The organism is Subtercola sp. RTI3, assembly GCF_035018625.1.
Lineage (GTDB): Bacteria > Actinomycetota > Actinomycetes > Actinomycetales > Microbacteriaceae > Subtercola > Subtercola vilae.
In genome coordinates, this window is sequence record NZ_JASJXO010000007.1 from 38388 (window position 1) to 56143 (window position 17756).

19 protein-coding genes and 1 pseudogene are annotated in these 17756 nt (G+C 64.0%); 2 read left to right on the forward strand and 18 right to left on the reverse strand.

Annotated elements, in window-relative coordinates; all coding sequences use genetic code 11:
- Positions 1-12 precede the first annotated feature (12 nt).
- Positions 13-1860, reverse strand: coding sequence for a glutamine--fructose-6-phosphate transaminase (isomerizing) (gene glmS, locus QN358_RS04500; protein ID WP_323511721.1), 1848 nt, complete (start codon positions 1858-1860; stop codon positions 13-15).
- Between the two features lie 50 nt (positions 1861-1910).
- Between glmS and coaA the strand changes: the two genes are divergently transcribed.
- Positions 1911-2864 carry a type I pantothenate kinase gene (coaA, locus tag QN358_RS04505; RefSeq protein ID WP_136641132.1) on the forward strand — a complete coding sequence of 318 codons (954 nt, stop codon included), beginning with the start codon at positions 1911-1913 and terminating at the stop codon, positions 2862-2864.
- A 55-nt stretch (positions 2865-2919) separates the two neighbouring features.
- Here the strand turns inward: coaA and glmM are convergent, their stop codons facing one another.
- The 17 genes and pseudogenes from glmM to QN358_RS04590 form a co-directional block, all read right to left on the reverse strand.
- Positions 2920-4278, reverse strand: a complete 1359-nt coding sequence (glmM, locus tag QN358_RS04510) for a phosphoglucosamine mutase (RefSeq protein WP_136641131.1) — start codon at positions 4276-4278, stop codon at positions 2920-2922.
- 60 nt (positions 4279-4338) lie between these two features.
- On the reverse strand, positions 4339-4824 hold the full coding sequence (rpsI, locus tag QN358_RS04515; protein WP_136641130.1) for a 30S ribosomal protein S9: 486 nt from the start codon (positions 4822-4824) through the stop codon (positions 4339-4341).
- A gap of 50 nt (positions 4825-4874) precedes the next feature.
- A complete protein-coding gene (rplM, locus tag QN358_RS04520) occupies positions 4875-5321 on the reverse strand; it encodes a 50S ribosomal protein L13 (protein WP_136641129.1) in 447 nt (148 codons plus the stop codon).
- A 145-nt stretch (positions 5322-5466) separates the two neighbouring features.
- Complete coding sequence (truA, locus tag QN358_RS04525; RefSeq protein ID WP_323511722.1) at positions 5467-6330, reverse strand: tRNA pseudouridine(38-40) synthase TruA; 864 nt, start codon at positions 6328-6330, stop codon at positions 5467-5469.
- A gap of 13 nt (positions 6331-6343) precedes the next feature.
- Complete coding sequence (locus tag QN358_RS04530; protein WP_136641127.1) at positions 6344-6895, reverse strand: Lrp/AsnC family transcriptional regulator; 552 nt, start codon at positions 6893-6895, stop codon at positions 6344-6346.
- Positions 6896-7020: 125 nt separating this feature from the next.
- Entirely contained in the window at positions 7021-7596 is a 576-nt protein-coding gene (gene rplQ / locus QN358_RS04535) for a 50S ribosomal protein L17 (protein ID WP_136641126.1), read from the reverse strand.
- A 66-nt stretch (positions 7597-7662) separates the two neighbouring features.
- Positions 7663-8652 (reverse strand): DNA-directed RNA polymerase subunit alpha, encoded by a 990-nt coding sequence (locus QN358_RS04540; protein WP_116283869.1) that lies wholly within the window; start codon positions 8650-8652, stop codon positions 7663-7665.
- Between the two features lie 132 nt (positions 8653-8784).
- Entirely contained in the window at positions 8785-9183 is a 399-nt protein-coding gene (gene rpsK / locus QN358_RS04545) for a 30S ribosomal protein S11 (protein WP_136641125.1), read from the reverse strand.
- A gap of 75 nt (positions 9184-9258) precedes the next feature.
- Positions 9259-9633 carry a 30S ribosomal protein S13 gene (gene rpsM, locus QN358_RS04550; RefSeq protein WP_136641124.1) on the reverse strand — a complete coding sequence of 125 codons (375 nt, stop codon included), beginning with the start codon at positions 9631-9633 and terminating at the stop codon, positions 9259-9261.
- Between the two features lie 172 nt (positions 9634-9805).
- Positions 9806-9922, reverse strand: a complete 117-nt coding sequence (gene rpmJ, locus QN358_RS04555) for a 50S ribosomal protein L36 (RefSeq protein ID WP_104242511.1) — start codon at positions 9920-9922, stop codon at positions 9806-9808.
- Positions 9923-9987: 65 nt separating this feature from the next.
- Positions 9988-10209 (reverse strand): translation initiation factor IF-1, encoded by a 222-nt coding sequence (gene infA / locus QN358_RS04560; RefSeq protein ID WP_022883252.1) that lies wholly within the window; start codon positions 10207-10209, stop codon positions 9988-9990.
- 118 nt (positions 10210-10327) lie between these two features.
- The gene (locus QN358_RS04565; protein WP_323511723.1) at positions 10328-11479 is read right to left on the reverse strand and encodes a mannitol-1-phosphate 5-dehydrogenase; all 1152 of its coding nucleotides are present in this window, start codon (positions 11477-11479) and stop codon (positions 10328-10330) included.
- Between the two features lie 26 nt (positions 11480-11505).
- Positions 11506-11946 (reverse strand): PTS sugar transporter subunit IIA, encoded by a 441-nt coding sequence (locus QN358_RS04570; RefSeq protein ID WP_136641122.1) that lies wholly within the window; start codon positions 11944-11946, stop codon positions 11506-11508.
- A gap of 31 nt (positions 11947-11977) precedes the next feature.
- Positions 11978-13592 (reverse strand): annotated as a pseudogene (locus tag QN358_RS04575) (PTS mannitol transporter subunit IICB).
- 81 nt (positions 13593-13673) lie between these two features.
- Entirely contained in the window at positions 13674-15359 is a 1686-nt protein-coding gene (ptsP, locus tag QN358_RS04580; RefSeq protein ID WP_323511724.1) for a phosphoenolpyruvate--protein phosphotransferase, read from the reverse strand.
- Between the two features lie 10 nt (positions 15360-15369).
- Positions 15370-15639, reverse strand: a complete 270-nt coding sequence (locus QN358_RS04585; RefSeq protein ID WP_136641119.1) for an HPr family phosphocarrier protein — start codon at positions 15637-15639, stop codon at positions 15370-15372.
- Positions 15636-15992 (reverse strand): PTS sugar transporter subunit IIB, encoded by a 357-nt coding sequence (locus tag QN358_RS04590; protein WP_323511725.1) that lies wholly within the window; start codon positions 15990-15992, stop codon positions 15636-15638. Before QN358_RS04590 ends, QN358_RS04585 begins: the two co-directional genes overlap by 4 nt.
- A gap of 144 nt (positions 15993-16136) precedes the next feature.
- Here QN358_RS04590 and QN358_RS04595 point away from each other — a divergent pair, with 144 nt between their 5' ends.
- Positions 16137-17753: a BglG family transcription antiterminator gene (locus QN358_RS04595; RefSeq protein WP_323511726.1), complete on the forward strand. Its 1617-nt coding sequence runs from the start codon at positions 16137-16139 to the stop codon at positions 17751-17753.
- The last annotated feature ends 3 nt before the right edge of the window (positions 17754-17756 follow it).

Genomic DNA, 17756 nt, shown 5'->3' on the forward strand with positions numbered 1-17756 from the left:
CGGCCGAAGCCGCTACTCAACGGTCACCGATTTCGCCAGGTTGCGGGGCTGGTCGACGTCGAGACCCTTCGCTGTGGCGAGCTCCATCGCGAAGATCTGCAGCGGAACCACCGCAAGCAGCGGCTCGAACAGCGCGCCCGCGAGCGGAATCGGAATGACCTCGTCGGCGAACGGCAGCACCGCCGCGTCACCCTGCTCAGCAACCGCGAGAATACGGGCGCCGCGCGCGCGGATCTCCTGGATGTTCGACACCACTTTGGCATGCAGGGAGTTCGGGTCCCGGGGGCTCGGCACCACCACGAACACGGGCTGGCCCGGCTCGATGAGAGCGATCGGCCCGTGCTTCAGCTCGCCCGCAGCGAAGCCCTCGGCATGGATGTACGCCAGCTCTTTGAGCTTCAGCGCACCCTCCAACGCGACCGGGTACCCCACGTGCCGGCCCAGGAAGAGCACGGCGCGGGTGTCGGACATCCACTTCGCCAGCTCGGTGATGCGCGTCGACGTGAGCAGTACCTGCTCGAGCTTGGCGGGGATGGCGCTCAGCTCGCCGAGCGCCTCACCGATCGCCTCGGGAGAAAGCGTGCCGCGCACCGCCGCGAGGTGCAGACCGAACAGGTAGAGAGCGGCGATCTGGGCGACGAACGCCTTGGTCGACGCCACCGCCACCTCGGGGCCGGCGTGCGTGTAGATGACAGCGTCAGACTCACGGGCGATGGTCGCGCCCTGGGTGTTGCAGATCGAGAGTGTCTTCGCCCCGGCCTCGATGGCGTACTTCACGGCCATCAGCGTGTCCATCGTCTCGCCCGACTGGCTGATCGAGATGACCAGCGTGGTGGGGGTGAGAACGGGCTCGCTGTAGCGGAACTCGTGCGAGAGCTGCACCTCGATGGGCAGGCGCGCCCACTTCTCGATGGCGTACTTGCCGAGCATGCCCGCATAGCTCGCTGTACCGCACGCGATGATCACGATGCGGTCGACGTCGGCGAGCTCGGCATCGAGCTCTCCGAGGTCGGGTAGCACCACGGCGCCGTCGACGATGCGGGTGCGCAGGGTGTTCGCCACAGCCTCGGGCTGCTCGCTGATCTCTTTCGCCATGAAGCTCGACCAGCCGCCCTTTTCGGCCGCTGACGCATCCCACGACACCTGGAACTCACTTGCCTCGACCTCGGTGCCGAAGAAGTCGGTGACCAGCACGCTCGTCGGGGTGATGGTCACGATCTGGTCTTGCCCGATGGCCACCGCGCGGCGGGTGTGCTCCACGAACGCTGCCACATCTGAGCCCAGAAAGTTCTCGCCGTCGCCCAGCCCGATGACGAGTGGCGAGTTGCGACGCGCGCCGACCACCACACCGGGCTCGTCTTTGTGCAGCGCAAGCAGGGTGAATGCCCCCTCGAGGCGCACCACCACACGGCCGAGCGCCGCGGCGAGGCCGTCGCCCTTGTCGTATTCCCGGCCGAGCAGCTTTGCCGCCACCTCGGTGTCGGTCTCGCTCTCGAACGTGTAGCCGTCGGCCAGCAGCTCGGCCTTCAGTACAGAGAAGTTCTCGATGATGCCGTTGTGAATGAGGGCGAGTTTGCCGTCACGGCTGAGATGCGGATGCGCGTTCTGGTCGGTGGGCCCGCCATGGGTCGCCCACCGGGTGTGCCCGATGCCCGTCGAACCGTCTTCGAGCGCGTCGGCTTTCAGATCGTCGACCAGCACCGCCAGCTTGCCGGCACGCTTTCGCGTGACAAGGTCACCGCCGGCCGTGATGATGGCCACTCCCGCAGAGTCGTACCCCCGATATTCGAGACGCCCAAGGCCTCCGAGAAGAACCTCCAGGCTTTTTGGTCGTCCGACATAGCCCACGATTCCGCACATGGTTTCGATTTTACAGGGGAGCACCCGTGTTGAGGCACAATAGAAGACCTATGGCTGATTCTCTGTCGATTCCCGCCGTGGGTCAGACCACTCCATTTGTCGAGATCGACCGCGCCGAATGGGCCGCCCTGGCTCCAGCCACCCCGCACCCGCTGCTCGAAACCGAGATTGTACAGTTGCGGGGCCTCGGCGAGCCGCTTGACATCACAGAGGTCACCGAGGTCTATTTGCCGCTCAGCCGGCTGCTCAACCTCTATGCCGCGGGTTATCACAACCTGCACCGTTCGACCAGCGCATTTTTGGGTGAGAAGGCCCGCAGTACACCCTTCGTCATCGGTGTCGCCGGCTCAGTCGCGGTGGGCAAGTCGACTATCGCGCGGCTGCTCCGCGAACTGCTCGCCCGGTGGGAAGACACCCCACGCGTCGAACTCGTCACCACCGACGGTTTTCTGCTGCCCAACCGCGAACTCCTGCGCCGCGGCATCATGGAACGCAAAGGTTTTCCCGAGAGCTACGACCGTCGTGCCCTGTTGCGCTTCGTCAGCGCCGTGAAGAGCGGTGCAGAAGAGGTACGCGCACCCTTCTATTCTCACCTCAGCTACGACATCGTGCCCGACGCGCAGATCGTGGTGCGCCAGCCCGACATTCTCATCGTCGAAGGTCTCAACGTTCTGCAGCCGCCCGCGGCGGGCAACAACCTCGCCGTCAGCGACCTGTTCGACTTCACCATCTACGTCGATGCCCGTACCAGCGACATCGCCCACTGGTACGAAGAGCGGTTCTTGAAGCTGCAGCGCGGCGCATTCGCCAACCCCAGCTCGTATTTTCACCGCTATTCGAGCCTCACCGAAGACGAGGCCCGGCACACCGCCCAAACGATCTGGGCCTCGATCAACGAGCCGAACCTGCTGCAGAATGTACTGCCCACCCGTTCGCGCGCCACCCTCGTGCTGCAGAAGGGCGCGAATCACGCCGTACGCCGAGTTCTGCTGAGAAAGCTCTAGCAGCACTCCGCGCGACCAGGTCGGGGTGGAACCCGAACCCGAACTGCCCGGCCGACTAGACCGTGGGCTGCAGCGCCAAGCGTGTGCGCACGACGTCAGCGAGCCTCTCGGCGATGCGGTCGGCCGTGGCCTGGTCTGCCGCTTCGACCATGACGCGCACCAAGGGCTCGGTTCCGGATGCCCGCAGAAGCACTCGGCCCGACTCACCCAGTTCGTCGGTGGCGACCTTCACCGCCTCGGCGACCACCTCATCGGTCGACGCCGCATCACGGTCGACGCCGCGCACGTTGATGAGGGTCTGCGGGTACACCGTCATCACTGAGGCCAGTTCGGCAAGGGTCTTGCCCGTCGCTGCCATGTGGCTCACCAGCTGCAGCCCGGTGAGAATACCGTCACCCGTCGTGGCGTAGTCGCCGAAGATGATGTGGCCCGACTGCTCGCCGCCGAGGTTGTAGCCGTTGGCATTGATCGCCTCGAGAACGTAGCGGTCGCCCACCTTTGTCTCGAGCATCCGGATGCCCTTCTCGGCCATCGCTACGCGAAGCCCGAGGTTGCTCATGACCGTGGCCACGAGCGTGCGGTCTTTCAACGCACCTCGCGCATCGAGAGCCGTAGCCAGAATGGCCATGATCTGGTCACCGTCGATGATGGCACCCGTGTGGTCGACAGCGAGGCAGCGGTCGGCGTCACCGTCATGGGCGATGCCCACGTCGGCCCCGAGTTCGAGAACGGTGTCGATGAGGGCCTGCATGTGGGTCGAACCCACACCGTCGTTGATGTTGTCGCCGTCGGGGTCGTTGCCCATGACGGTGACGGTCGCACCGGCCACAGTGAAGACCTCGGGCGAGACGCCCGCTGCAGCTCCATGAGCGCAGTCGAGTACCACGTGAATGCCGTCGAGCGGGTGGGGAAGAGTGCCGAGAAGGTGCACCACATAACGGTCTTCTGCGTCGGCGAAACGCCGGATGCGACCCACGTCTCGGCCGAGCGGCGCGAGGAAGGGCCGGCTCAGCGCGACTTCGATCTGCTCTTCGATCTCGTCGTCGAGCTTCTTGCCGGCGCGAGCAAAGAACTTGATGCCGTTGTCAGCGGCAGGGTTGTGCGAGGCCGAGATCATGCAGCCGAAATCGGCGTCGAAATCAGCGACAAGGTACGCAGCAGCGGGGGTCGGAATCACCCCGGCGTCGTAAACATCGACCCCAGAACTGGCAAAACCGGCTGCGACCGCTGCGGCGATGAAATCACCGGAGGTACGCGGGTCTCGTGCGAGAACCGCCACTGGTCGACGCCCGGCAGCACGTGCTGGGGCTCCGAGCACCACTGAGGCGGCCTGGGCTACGCGAAGGGCCAGATCTGCCGTGACATCTCTGTTCGCGAGCCCACGCACACCATCGGTGCCGAAAAGGCTAGGCATAGACGAAGTCTAGACGCGAGAAGCGGCGGGCAGTGCCAAAAGTCACGGCCCACCCGCCTGCTAGCGCTTCGAGAACTGAGGAGCCTTACGAGCCTTCTTGAGACCGGCCTTCTTGCGCTCTTTCACGCGTGCGTCGCGGCTCAGGAAGCCGGCCTTCTTCAGGATTGCGCGGTTGTTCTCTTCGTCGATCTCGTTGAGGGCACGAGCGATGCCGAGGCGCAGTGCGCCGGCCTGGCCCGAGGGGCCGCCACCCGAGATCTTGGCGATGACGTCATAGCTGCCGAGCAGGTCGAGCAGCTTGAACGGGTCGTTGATCAGCTGCTGGTGCAGCTTGTTCGGAAAGAAGTTCTCGAACTCGCGGTTGTTCACCGTGATCGAGCCGGAGCCCGGCGTGAGGCGCACGCGGGCGATGGCCTGCTTGCGACGGCCGACGGCTGCGCCGCCGACACTGAGAACGGGGCGAGTCGCCTGAGGCGCCTCGACCGTGGGGGTCTCGGTCGAGTAGCTCTCGGGAGCTACGTCAATCTGATCTGAAATCTTCGCCACTTTGGTTACGAATCCTTTGTCTAAAGTCTGTTGGAGGTGACCGGCGAGCGCTACTGCGCGACCTGGTCGAACGTGTAGGGAACGGGCTGCTGAGCAGCGTGAGGGTGCTCAGTGCCGGTGTACACCTTGAGCTTGGTCAGCTGCGAACGGCCGATCGAGTTCTTGGGCAGCATGCCGCGGATCGCCTTTTCGACGGCGCGGGTGGGGTTCTTCTCCAACAGCTCGGCGTAGGTGACCGCCGAGAGGCCGCCCGGGTAACCCGAGTGGCGGTAGGCCTTCTTCTGCAGCGCCTTCGAGCCGGTCAGTGCGACCTTCTCGGCGTTGATGATGATGACGAAGTCGCCACCGTCGAGGTGCGGGCTGAAGGTGGGCTTGTTCTTGCCGCGAAGGATGATCGCTGCGTGGCTCGCAAGGCGGCCCAGCACGACGTCAGTCGCATCGATGATGACCCAATTGCGAACGAGTTCGCTCACTTTGGGAGAATAGGTACGCGTCACAGTGATAGTGCTTTCTTGGTCGAAATGAGGTGTTCGTGAAATCCCGCTCCGTGGCAGGTTCTGCACCGCAAGAAACGGGCGAACGTGCCGGTGGAGGGCTCAACTTCGGGCGGCACAGATTGCTGATGCACACCAAAGGTCGAGACTAGCCTATTTCTGCCACTCTCGCCAGTCGCTGGGCGGCGACGGCCTCGCGGCTGCGGCGTGCGCGCGTCTCCTCTGCTCGCCGCGCGAGGCCTGCGGCATCGGGGTAGCCCACCTCCATCAGAGTCAGCCCTCGAGCCGGCATCACTTTGAAGGCGCTGGTGCGCTCGAGCGCCTCGCGGAGCCCGACCACCTCGGCAACGCCGAGCCGCCCCTCACCCACAGCCACAGACGCCCCCACAAGAGCCCGCACCATGCTGTGACAGAACGCATCGGCTGTCACAGTGGCAGAGACCACACCGTCGGCGTCCCGCTTCCATTCGAAGTACTGCAGAGTGCGGATGGTCGTGGCGAACGGCCTCGGCTTGCAGAAAGCTGCCCAGTCGTGCAGCCCCAGCAGTTCGGCGCAGACCTCCTGCATGGCATCGATATTCAACACCTTCGTCGTCCATGCCGTGTTGTGCCGGGTCAGCGGATTTCGAGCAAGCAGCGTGTCGGCGATGCGGTATTCGTAGTGCCGCCAGAGCGCCGAGAAGCGGGCATCGAACCCTTCGTCGGCCACCGAGGTCTGGCGAACGACAATGTCGGTGCGCCGCCCCAGCACGCCATTCACGCTGAGGGCGATGCGGCTCACCTCGATCTTCGAGGCCTGCTCGGCCGTCAGATCGAGGTGAGCCACCTGGCCACGGGCATGCACTCCGGCATCAGTGCGCCCCGCCACGACAATGTTGGGCAGCTCGCCGAGCCCCGAGTAGAGAGCCTTCAGCGCCTTCTCAACCTCGCCTTGAACCGTGCGGAGCCCCGGCTGGCGTGCCCACCCGGCGAACTCGGTGCCGTCATACGCCAGATCGAACCGTACCCGCACTGCCCTGAACCTCTCAAACAGCGACCGATTCGCCGTCGGCCGGAAGTGTGTCGAAAATACGACATGCAAAGTCGTCGGTGTCGACAGTACCAAGCCCCAGCAGCGTTTCTGTTCGCAGGATACCCGGAAGCTCGGGAATGCGGTCGAGAATCAGTTCGCGAAGATGGCCCTGGTCAGCGATACGAAAACGCGCAGTGAGGTCGTATCGGCCCGTCACAACGGTGAGCTGCTCGAGTTCGACCATCGCGGTGAGCGCGTCGACCACCGCCTGGCGGTCTTGCGCGGGCCGCAGGGTGAGATTGACGATGGCGACAACGCCGAGGCCCAGGCGCTCCCAGTCGATGGCGACCGAATACTGCTTCACCACCCCGGTTCGCTCGAACCGTGCCAGGCGCTCCGCCACGGCCGGGGGTGACATACCGACTTTTCGGCTGAGCGCCCGCTGCGACTGTCTCGAGTCACGCGACAGCTCGCGCAGCAGTGCGATGTCTCTGCTGTCGAGGTCTACCTCGGGCTGCTCGAAGCGCGCGCCGACATAGCTCGAGAACGGATTACGTTTTTTCATTGATACTCCACGATTGGCCCCGAGCTTTCATTATATGAGCATTCGTCGCCTCATGCGGCAACAAAAAACCCCGGTGGCCACAACGGGCTACCGGGGTTTCAGTGAAGCATGAGCTTCGGGCGCTGCTACTTGGCGTCGTCAGCCTTCTCAGCGGCGTCTGCCTCGACCTCGGCGGCCTCAGTTGAGGGCGCCTCGTCGGCGATGGGCTCGCTGGTCTCGACCGTGTCGGTCTCTTCAACGGGCACTTCGGCGTCGGCTTCGGCCACGACGGGCTCGTCGACCGACACAGCGGGCGCGGCGGCAGCCGAGCTCGTTGCACGGGTCGAGCGCACCTTCGGGGTCACGGGCTCGAGAACGAGCTCGATCTGCACCATCGAAGCGTTGTCACCCTTGCGGAAACCGAGCTTCGTGATGCGGGTGTAGCCGCCCTCACGCTCGGCGACCAGGGGGGCGATCTCAGTGAAGAGCTCGTGAACGACGCTCTTGTCACCGATGGTGGCGAGAACCCGTCGACGAGCGTGCAGGTCGCCGCGCTTGGCGAACGTGATCAGGCGTTCGGCCACGGGGCGAAGGCGCTTGGCCTTCGTCTCGGTGGTCTTGATGCTCTTGTGCGTGAACAGGGCCGCAGCCAGGTTCGCAAGAAGCAGGCGCTCGTGCGCCGGCCCGCCGCCGAGGCGGGGCCCTTTAGTGGGGGTAGGCATTTCGTATTCTCCAGTGAGTGAGTCGTGAATCAGTTCGGCCGGGGCCGAAGCGAAGACAAGTGGGGGTTAGATGTTCTCGTCGTCGTAGCCGCCGTAGAAGTGTGCACCGTCAAAGCCGGGCACAGTATCTTTCAGCGACAGACCAAGCTCAACGAGCTTGTCTTTGACCTCATCCACGGACTTCTGACCGAAGTTACGGATGTTCATGAGCTGGGTCTCGCTCAGCGCAACGAGCTCGCTGACCGTGTTGATACCCTCGCGCTTGAGGCAGTTGTACGAACGAACCGACAGATCGAGGTCTTCGATCGGCACGGCGAGTTCGCTCGAGAGCACGGCGTCGACAGGAGCCGGGCCGATCTCGATGCCCTCGGCAGCAGTGTTGAGCTCGCGCGCCAGACCAAACAGCTCGGTCAGGGTGCGACCAGCCGAGGCAATCGCGTCGCGAGGCGTGATGGCCGGCTTGGTCTCGACATCGACCACGAGGCGGTCGAAGTCGGTGCGCTCACCGGCACGAGTTGCCTCGACGCGGTAGGTGACCTTGAGCACGGGCGAGTAGATCGAGTCGATCGGAATCTGACCGGCTTCGCTGAACTCGCTGCGGTTCTGGGTCGACGAGACGTAGCCGCGGCCACGCTCGATGATGAGCTCGAGCTCGAACTTCGCCTTGTCGTTCAGGGTGGCGATGACCAGCTCGGGGTTGTGGATCTCGACGCCGGCAGGAGCAGAGATGTCGGCGGCCGTGACCTGGCCCGACGCGTGCTTGCGAAGGTAGGCCGTGATCGGCTCGTCGTGCTCGCTCGAGACGACGAGGCCCTTGATGTTCAGGATGATCTCGGTGACGTCTTCTTTCACACCGGGGATGGTGCTGAACTCGTGCAGAACGCCGTCGAGACGGATGCTCGTGACAGCCGCTCCCGGGATCGACGAGAGCAGGGTGCGACGAAGGGAGTTGCCGAGGGTGTAACCGAAGCCGGGTTCGAGCGGCTCGATGACGAACCGCGAACGGAACTCGGAGATGTTTTCTTCTGTGAGCGTTGGACGCTGTGCAATAAGCACTGTTGATTCCTTTCAGCCAGGTGTCCGCTATATGACACCCGCGTTTGCGAGGTTTTGAGTTTTCGAAGGTGAACGGCCTCAGCGGCGTGACGCAACCAGTGCGTCACGCCGCTGGGGCACGAAAGGAATCGGTTATACGCGGCGACGCTTGGGCGGGCGGCAACCGTTGTGCGCCTGCGGGGTGACGTCGTTGATCGAACCCACCTCGAGGCCAGCGGCCTGAAGTGAACGGATCGCGGTCTCGCGGCCCGAGCCGGGGCCCTTGACGAAGACGTCGACCTTCTTGACACCCTGCTCCTGCGCCTGGCGGGCAGCAGACTCGGCAGAGAGCTGCGCGGCGAACGGGGTCGACTTGCGCGAACCCTTGAAGCCGACGGTTCCTGACGAAGCCCAGCTCAGCACTGCGCCCGACGGGTCGGTGATGGTCACGATGGTGTTGTTGAACGTCGACTTGATGTGGGCCTGGCCCACGGGAACGTTCTTCTTCTCTTTACGACGCGGCTTACGAGCGGCCGATTTTGGTGCTGCCATGATGTTCTCCTAAAACGTTTATGGCGATGCCTCAGCTGAAACCCGGGCGGTGGCCCTGGGCGACAGAAGTGTTGGCTATCGGGCCTTCTTCTTGCCTGCAACGGTGCGCTTCGGGCCCTTGCGGGTGCGAGCGTTGGTCTTGGTGCGCTGGCCGTGAACCGGAAGGCCGCGACGGTGGCGAATACCCTGGTAGCTGCCGATTTCGACCTTGCGGCGAATGTCTGCTGCAACCTCGCGGCGGAGGTCGCCCTCTACCTTGTACTCGCCTTCGATGTGCTCGCGGAGTGCAAGCAGCTGCTCGTCAGTGAGGTCTTTGACGCGAACGTCGCCCGAGATTTCGGTGTCGGCGAGGGTTTTGAGGGCCCTCGTGCGGCCGACGCCGTAGATGTACGTAAGTGCGACCTCCACGCGCTTTTCGCGCGGAATGTCTACTCCTGCAATACGTGCCATGGTGGCATGCTCCTGTTAGTGAGTGGAGGTCTGTAGCAGTGCCTGTGCCGCGGCCTCCAACCGCGGGTGTCCCCCGACCGCCTCTCGCGAGACAGCCAAGTTTCTGGCCCTGCTATCTGTGCTTGCTGTTTGAGAAGCGACAGGCGCTTCTCAAAACCTTTGTTTCTGCTGCTTAGCCCTGGCGCTGCTTGTGGCGCGGGTTCGACTTGCAGATGACCATGACGTTGCCGTTGCGACGAATGACGCGGCAGTGCTCGCAGATCGGCTTGACGCTGGGGTTGACCTTCATTGTTCTTTTCCTATCGCTGTCTTCGTACTGGCCGTGTGCGGCCAGCCGTTACTTTCCAGCGCTCGTTACTTGTAGCGATAAACGATTCGGCCCCGGGTGAGGTCGTAGGGGCTGAGCTCCACGATCACGCGGTCCTCAGGGAGGATGCGAATGTAGTGCTGTCGCATCTTGCCCGAAATGTGGGCAAGAACTTTGTGTCCGTTGGTCAACTCAACACGAAACATCGCATTGGGAAGAGCCTCGACCACTGCGCCCTCGATCTCGATGACACCGTCTTTTTTTGCCATAACTCGCTAACGTATAAGTAATTGATTGCTGGTCGTGCGTTCGATGTCGGCGCGCTGAAACAGCCCCGAGACACCAAAGGTCGAGCCTAGCACAAAAGCGGGTGTATATTACCCGCGCTTATGCGTTCGACTGCACCGACACGACGACGCGCCGTACCATTTCGAAGAGCGGATGCTCAGCACCGAGACCGGTGATGCGTTCCGTCGCCTCGGCGGCGCCCAGTGTCGCCAGAATGCCCTGCAACTCGACGGCCTCTTCGTCACCGGCGAAGTCGAACCGCAGTGCAGCACGCACGGCTTCGAGCAGCGCTACGGGTTCGACGCCGCGTTCGGCCAGCTGCGAAGCCGGCCCGATGAAGCGTTCGGTGCGGCTGAGCTTTCGAAGCGGCGCGCGGCCGACCCTGTCGACCGTATCGGGCAGGTACGGGTTGGCGAAGCGCGCGAGGTTCTTCTCGAGGTACGTCTCTTGCACCGCCTCGTCGAACTCGTGCTTCTCGACGAGCAGATCGCGCGTCTCGTGCAAGACCGCCTTCACGGCAGTGAAGATCTCGGGAACGCTGATTGCTTCGGCGATCGTTGCCACACCGTGCTCGTAGCCCAGGTAGGCCGTCGCTGCGTGGCCGGTGTTCACGGTGAAGAGTTTGCGCTCGATATACGGCGCCAGGTCGGGCACGAAGTGAGCTTCGGCGATCTGGGGCACGGCGCCGCCGAACGGCGGGCTCTCGATGGCCCACTCGAAGAAGTCCTCAACGGTGACGTCGAGCCCGGCATCCGGAGCCTGACCGGGAACGATGCGGTCGACGGCGGTGTTCGCGAAGATCGCTTTCGCCTCGACCTCGGCGAAGGCGTCGGCACCGAGCGAGGCCACGATGTGCCCCCGCAGAGCATCCGTTGCGTTGATGGCATTCTCGCAGGCCATCACCTGCAGCGGCGGCAGGTCAGCCGAGCGCGCCTGCAGTGCCCGCCCGATGACTGGGGCGACGAAGCGCAGGATGTTCGGGCCCACGGCCGTCGTCACGATGTCGGCTGTGGCGATCTCGGCCACCACCTCGGCCTCGTGTGTCGCACTATTGAGGGCGCGATAGTTGTCGACCGTCCACGTGCGGGGCGACATGCCCACCTCGAACACCTGATAACTGGTGCTCGAGGCGAGCGCATCGATCAGCTCCGCGTTGACGTCGGCGAAAACCACTTCATATGCGGCGTTGTGCAGGATCAGCCCGACAAACCCTCGACCGATGTTTCCTGCTCCGAAATGAACGGCTTTCACGTGGTGCTTCCTTACTTGGGTGGTTGTCAGTCTTCGTTCACCTGCGACAGCAGCGCGTAGATCGCTTCGTCGCTCGGCGCGTGCAGCAGCTTCTCGACCTCGTCTTCATCGCTGAAGATGATGGCGATCTTGCTGAGCAGGTCGAGGTGCCCGCCGTCTTTGCCGGCGATGCCGACCACGAAGCGCACCTCTTCTCCATTCCAGTCGATCGGTTTGGAGTACCGCACGAACGAGAGCGCTGACGCGAGAATCTCGTCTTTGCCCTCGTTCGTGCCGTGCGGGATAGCCAGGTAGTTGCCCATGTACGTCGAAACCGAGGTTTCGCGCTCACGCATCGAGGCGAGATAGCCGCCCGAAACCGCGCCGGCTGCCAGGAGTAGATCGTTCGCCTCGGCGATCGCCTCATCCTTGGTTTTGGCCGTTCCGTTGATCTTGATCGACGTGAGACTCAATACGTTTTCGCTCATGAGAACTGTGACTTCCTCTATCCGGCGTTTGTTACGCCTTTTCCGTTTCACTCTGACGCTGCAGCAGCGCGACGATCTCGTCGTACTTCGGGCTCGACATGAAGTTGTCGACCGAGAAGTGCTCTGCACTCGGCGTCTTCTCCCTGGCCCGCGCCGTCAGATCCTGGTGTGTGATCACAAGGTCGATGTCGTCGGTCAGGTTGCTGATCGCCTTATTCACCACAGTAACGTCAGCGATGCCGGCCTTCTTGATCTTGTTTCGAAGAACCGAGGCACCCATAGCGCTCGAGCCCATTCCGGCGTCGCAGGCGAACACGATGTTGTGCACGGCTGCCCGGCCCTGTGCCTCCTGGCTGCGCTGAATCTCTTCGACCGTGTCGGCACCGGCGTAGGTGCCAACGTTCAGAAGGGCATCCTTCTCATCGGCGAGGCCGTCGGCCTGCAGGCGGCCGAGCACGGAGCTCGCCTTGCCCTTATTGGCCTCGGTCTGGGCGATGGCGGCGCTCAGGTCACCAGCGTTCTCGCTGGCCAGATCGCGCTTGCGGCTGGCCCGCAGAATGATGCCGGTGACGATGAACGACACGGCGGCGGCAGCTATCACCGAGAGAATGACGCCCACGTAACTGTCAGGTGCCGTCTCTATCAGAATGGCGAAGATCGACCCAGGAGACGCAGGAGCCCGCAGACCGGTGTGAAAGATCACGTTGACGAACACGCCGGTCATGCCACCGAGAATCGCGCCGATGATGACGAGGGGCTTCATGAGAACGTACGGGAAGTAGATCTCGTGAATACCACCCAGGAACTGGATGATGATGGCGCCGGGAGCACTCGACTTCGACAGGCCGACACCGAACAGCGCGAACGCCGTCAGAATGCCGAGGCCGGGGCCGGGGTTGGCCTCGATGAGGAACAGAATCGACTTGCCCGACTCCTGCACCTGCTGCACGCCCAGGGGGGGTGAACACGCCGTGGTTGATGGCGTTGTTCAGGAAGAGCACCTTTCCGGGCTCGACCAGTATCGATGCGAGCGGCAGAAGGCCGGCGCTGACGAGCCAGTTCACTGCGGTCTCGAGGGCGTTGCTGAGGCCGGTGATGACCGGGGCGATCAGGTAGAACGCACCGACGGCCAGCAGGGCACCGAGAATACCGCCCGAGAAGTTGTCGACGAGCATCTCGAAACCGGGGCGGATCTTGCCGGCCCACAGCTTGTCGACCTGCTTCATGAGCCATGCTGCGAGCGGGCCCATGATCATGGCGCCGATGAACATCGGAACCGAGCTGCCCACGATGACACCCATGGTGGCGATGACCGCGATCACGCCGCCTCGGGTGCTGTAGATCATCCGGCCACCGGTGTTGGCGATGAGCAGTGGCAGCAGGTACGTGATCATCGGGCTGACGAGCCCGATGTTCAGCGTGCCGTCAGCACTCGGGAACCCACCGATGGCCGGCACCAGAATGCCGAACTGGGCAAGCCAGCCGGTCTGGATGAACACGGCGGTGATGAGGCCCCACGCGATGAATGCCGCGATGTTGGGCATGATCATGCCGCTCAGGAAGGTGCCGAATCGCTGAACCGCGACGCGCCCGCCTCCCTTGGTGGCGGGCGCACTGCCCGCCGCTGGTTGTGACAACGTTGTCATTGCCTCTCTCCTTTTCTGACTCTGTGAGTGTTGGTGGTGCTGGGTTGGGTGATGGATGCTCGGGCGCACACGCGCGCCCCGCTAGGTGTCACGTTGTGCGGCCTGCGCCTCGAGTACCGCAGCTCGGGCTTCGAAGGCCGAATTGGCGGCGAGCGCGGTGAGCGCGAACGCCTTCGCCTCGTCAAGGGTGTGAAGCAGAAGCTCGGCGCGTACATCTGACAGCGCCGCGGGCGACATCGACAGCGTGGTCACGCCGAGACCCACCAGAACGACCGCGAGCAAAGGGTCGGCCGCGGCTTCACCGCAGACTCCCACCGGCTTGCCGAGGGTCTGGCCGGCGCGGCCGACCTCGCCCACCAGGCGGAGAACCGCAGGGTGCCACGGGTCTTGGAGCGCGGCGACCGAACCGAGCAACCGGTCTGCGGCGAGCGTGTACTGGGTGAGGTCGTTCGTACCGATGCTGGCGAAGTCGGCATCGGCGAGGATGCGGTCGGCGAGGAGGGCGGCCGACGGCACCTCCACCATCACGCCGAGCGTCTTGAGCCCGAGTTCGCGGCCGAGGGCGGTGAAGTACCGCGTCTCCTCGACCGTCGACACCATCGGAGCCATCACCCAGAGGTCAGCCTCGGTTTCGGCATCGGCGTTGGCGAGGGCTGTGAGCTGGTCGCGCAGAATCTGCTCGTTCGCACGCAAGGCCCGCAGCCCGCGAAGACCGAGCGCCGGGTTCTCTTCGGCTGAGTCGTTCAAGAAACTCAACGGCTTGTCAGCGCCGGCATCGAGCGCCCTGACGACGACCTTCTTGCCGGGGAACGCAGCGAGCAGACGGGTGTACTGCTCCTGCTGAGCTTCTACCGTCGGCGCCGACTGCGCATCGAGAAACAGAAACTCGGTACGAAAAAGGCCAACCCCTTCGGCGCCCTTCGCCACGGCGTCAGCCGCTGCGTCGGCCGAACCGAGGTTTGCCAGCAGCGGGATGCTCGTTCCGTCGGCCAAGGCACCTGCGCCTGTCGGCGCGGCCGGCCGGGCGAGGCGTTCGGCGCGGGTCGTCTCTGCCGCCGCCACTTCGTCTGCACTGGGTGCGCTCGTGACGGTTCCGGTCGAGGCGTCGACGATGACCGTCTCACCCTCGGCCAGCTCGAGCGCCCCAGAAACGCCCACGACGGCGACAATGGCCTTGTCACGAGCAAGAATGGCGGTGTGCGAGGTGGGGCCACCATCACTCGTGATGAGTGCCAGCACCTTGTCGAGGTCGAGCAGTGCCGTGTCGGCCGGTGCGAGATCACGGGCGACCAGCACGAAAGGGTAGTCGGGGTTGGGGATGCCCGGCGCCTTCACTCCCTGCAGGTGCGCGACGACGCGCTGCGACACATCGTTCAGATCGGTCGCCCGCTCCCCCATGTAGCCGCCCATGTTCAGCAGCAGGTCGCGAAAACTCGCGAATGCCTCGTGCACCGCACGCTCGGCAGTGAGACCGGTCTCGAGGCGCGCCTCGACGTCGGCCTCGAGGGTGGGGTCTTCGGCCATGAACGCCTGCGCCTCGAGCACGTCACGCGCGGCGCCGCCGGCCCGAGCACCACGGTCACGAATGTCGACGGCGGTGGCAGCAAGGGCAGTGGATGCCCGGGTGAGCTCAGCCGCTGCGGTGAGCGTCGAGGCAGTGGTGGCCGGTTCTGGCAGAGGATCGGGCATCCGGAGCACCCGGCCGACGGCGAGGCCGCGACCGATGCCGGCGCCGTGCAACCGGGCCGTGAGAGTGTGAGTCGACATGGTGTGCTCGCTACTCGGCGTCGAGGTCGCGCTCGAGCATGCCGACGAGGTCATCGAGCACGCTGGTGGCCTCGGCGGAATCGGTGCTGAGGGTGACCGTGTCACCGTTCTCGATGCCGAGCGAGATGACGCCCAGAATACTTGCCGCGTTCACAGCCTTGCCTTCGGCCTTTGCGATGGTCACTTTCGCACCTGATTTGGCCACGGCCTGGGTGAAGAGTGAGGCCGGCCGCGCGTGCAGGCCGTGCGAAGAGGCGATCAGGGCGGTTCGTTCGGTCATGACTGTTCCTTGAATGTTGACGGGGCAGGGGCGAATGAAGCGGGGGCCGGCAGCAGCAGTGAGACGGCGAGGTCGAGGGCACTGTTCTGGCCACCCGCGCTGAACACGGTTTCGGGCAGGAGCGCCGCCCGAACGCCGTGCAGTGCCGCCGTATCGCGAAGCGCTTCGAAGTCGGCGGCGAGGTGCGGCCCGACCAGGAGTGCGTGAATGCCGGCGAGGCTCGAGACGAGAGCGTCTTGGCTGGCGGCAGTGATGGTGACCTCGAGGTGGCGCGATGTGGCGGCTTTGCGCATGCTGTGCGCGAGAAACGTGCTCGACGCTCCGGCGCCGCACACGACAAGAATGTTCTTCACGTCTCTCGCCTCCTTGCGCGATCGTGCTGGGCTGCCTTTCGGCCACCCGAAGTTCTCTGTACAGATGTAAGTGTCTTCGCTTGGGGCGCGGGCTTCCACCACAAAAATTTCCGCACCCGCGGAAACCTGCTTAGAGTTACCCCAATGACTGATCGACGCCAGCAACTCCTCGACTATCTCGCCGGCTCTGACGGCTGGGTCAGCTCGGGCCAGCTTGCCGACCGTCTGGGCGTCACCACCCGCAGCGTCAGAACGTACGTCACTTCGGCCAAATCGGCTGCCGAACCGCTCGACATCATCAGTTCGTCGGCGGAGGGTTACCGGCTGAACCGCACCGCCTATGCGGCGTTCGTCGCCGCCCGTGCTGTCGCCCGCGGGTCGGTTTCGAGCAGTGAGAATGAGACGCCGAAAGACCGGTTGGCCGTCATCGTTCGGCGGCTCATCGACGCGGCCGACGGTCTCGATGTGCACGAACTCGCCGACAGCCTCTTTGTGAGCGAGTCGACCATCGAAGCAGACCTCCGCAAGGCGAAGACACTGTTCGACGAGTCGGCCCTCACCGTGGCCCGACAGGGCAGCCGTGTCACGGTCGCCGGTAGCGAGCAGAGTCGTCGCGGCCTGATCAGCCGGCTGTTCAGGGCAGAGAGCGTTCGCGGTTTTGTCGAAGTCGACAGCATTCAGACCGCGTTCGACTCTGAGAACCTGAAGACGTTCAAAACCGATCTGATAGCGCTGCTCGATGGCGCCGGCTACTTCGTCAACGAGTACGGTCTCGACAGCGTGCTGCTGCATGTGGCGATCGCGGTCGATCGCATCTCGAAAGACCGCTTTCTCGAGTCGGCGACAGCGACGGGATCAGCGACGGCGCCTGAGCGCGGCGACCTGGCTGAGGGCATCCTGACCCTCGTCGACCGCCACTTCACACTGTCACTGCCCGACGCAGACCTCGACCACCTCGTGCTGCTGCTCACCACACGAGTCATCACCCCGGGGCACGATCTGCCGATCGACGCGCAGACCGACGAACTCGGTCTCACCGACGATGTCGCGTTCATTCGCCAGGTCGCCCGGCAGGCCAGCGAGCAGTACCTCATCGACCTCGACAACGATGAGTTCACCGTGCGGCTCGCTCTGCACGTGCGCAACCTCGTGGCTCGGGCGAAGGTGAGCTCGTTCTCGCGAAACCCCATGACCCGCTCGATCAAGAGCTCGTACCCGATGACCTACGAACTCGCAGTGTTCATCGCCAGCGAGATCGCCCGCAAAGAGTCGATCACCATCAACGACGACGAGATCGCGTACATCGCACTACACGTGGGATCGCACCTCGAGCGGCAGGCCCGACGCGAAGAGATGGTCACGTGCACCCTCGTGTTTCCGAACTACTACGACATCCACCTCATGATGCTGCGGTGCCTCGAGCGGGCGCTCGGCGATGACGTGCGGGTCGACAAGATCATCACGCGAACCGACATCGATCGCTCAGCGATCAGCACCGATCTGCTCATCACCACGGTGCCGACCCTCGCGCTCGGCGACAACGCCGTGTTGGTTCAGCCGTTTCTGACCGACACCGACATCGACAACGTGCGCAAAGCGGTGAGCCGGGTTCGCCGGGTTCAGCGGCGCACGCAGCTGAAAGACAGCCTGCTGCTCTACTTCAGCGAAGAACTGTTCGTTCGAAACCTCGAGGCACCCGACGAGTTCGCCATGATCCAGCAGCTGGGGTCACGCCTGCTCGAGCAGGGCATCGTCGATTAGGGC

Bases quoted from the DNA above. Each gene is read 5' to 3' on its own strand.
- QN358_RS04585 (WP_136641119.1), bottom strand. From the start codon at position 15,639: ATGACCGAACGAACCGCCCTGATCGCCTCTTCGCACGGCCTGCACGCG.
- glmM (WP_136641131.1), bottom strand. From the start codon at position 4,278: ATGCCTAGCCTTTTCGGCACCGATGGTGTGCGTGGGCTCGCGAACAGA.
- QN358_RS04595 (WP_323511726.1), top strand. From the start codon at position 16,137: ATGACTGATCGACGCCAGCAACTCCTCGACTATCTCGCCGGCTCTGAC.
- rplQ (WP_136641126.1), bottom strand. From the start codon at position 7,596: ATGCCTACCCCCACTAAAGGGCCCCGCCTCGGCGGCGGGCCGGCGCAC.
- infA (WP_022883252.1), bottom strand. From the start codon at position 10,209: ATGGCAAAAAAAGACGGTGTCATCGAGATCGAGGGCGCAGTGGTCGAG.
- ptsP (WP_323511724.1), bottom strand. From the start codon at position 15,359: ATGTCGACTCACACTCTCACGGCCCGGTTGCACGGCGCCGGCATCGGT.
- QN358_RS04530 (WP_136641127.1), bottom strand. From the start codon at position 6,895: ATGAAAAAACGTAATCCGTTCTCGAGCTATGTCGGCGCGCGCTTCGAG.
- rpsM (WP_136641124.1), bottom strand. From the start codon at position 9,633: ATGGCACGTATTGCAGGAGTAGACATTCCGCGCGAAAAGCGCGTGGAG.
- glmS (WP_323511721.1), bottom strand. From the start codon at position 1,860: ATGTGCGGAATCGTGGGCTATGTCGGACGACCAAAAAGCCTGGAGGTT.
- QN358_RS04570 (WP_136641122.1), bottom strand. From the start codon at position 11,946: ATGAGCGAAAACGTATTGAGTCTCACGTCGATCAAGATCAACGGAACG.
- rpmJ (WP_104242511.1), bottom strand. From the start codon at position 9,922: ATGAAGGTCAACCCCAGCGTCAAGCCGATCTGCGAGCACTGCCGCGTC.
- coaA (WP_136641132.1), top strand. From the start codon at position 1,911: ATGGCTGATTCTCTGTCGATTCCCGCCGTGGGTCAGACCACTCCATTT.
- rpsK (WP_136641125.1), bottom strand. From the start codon at position 9,183: ATGGCAGCACCAAAATCGGCCGCTCGTAAGCCGCGTCGTAAAGAGAAG.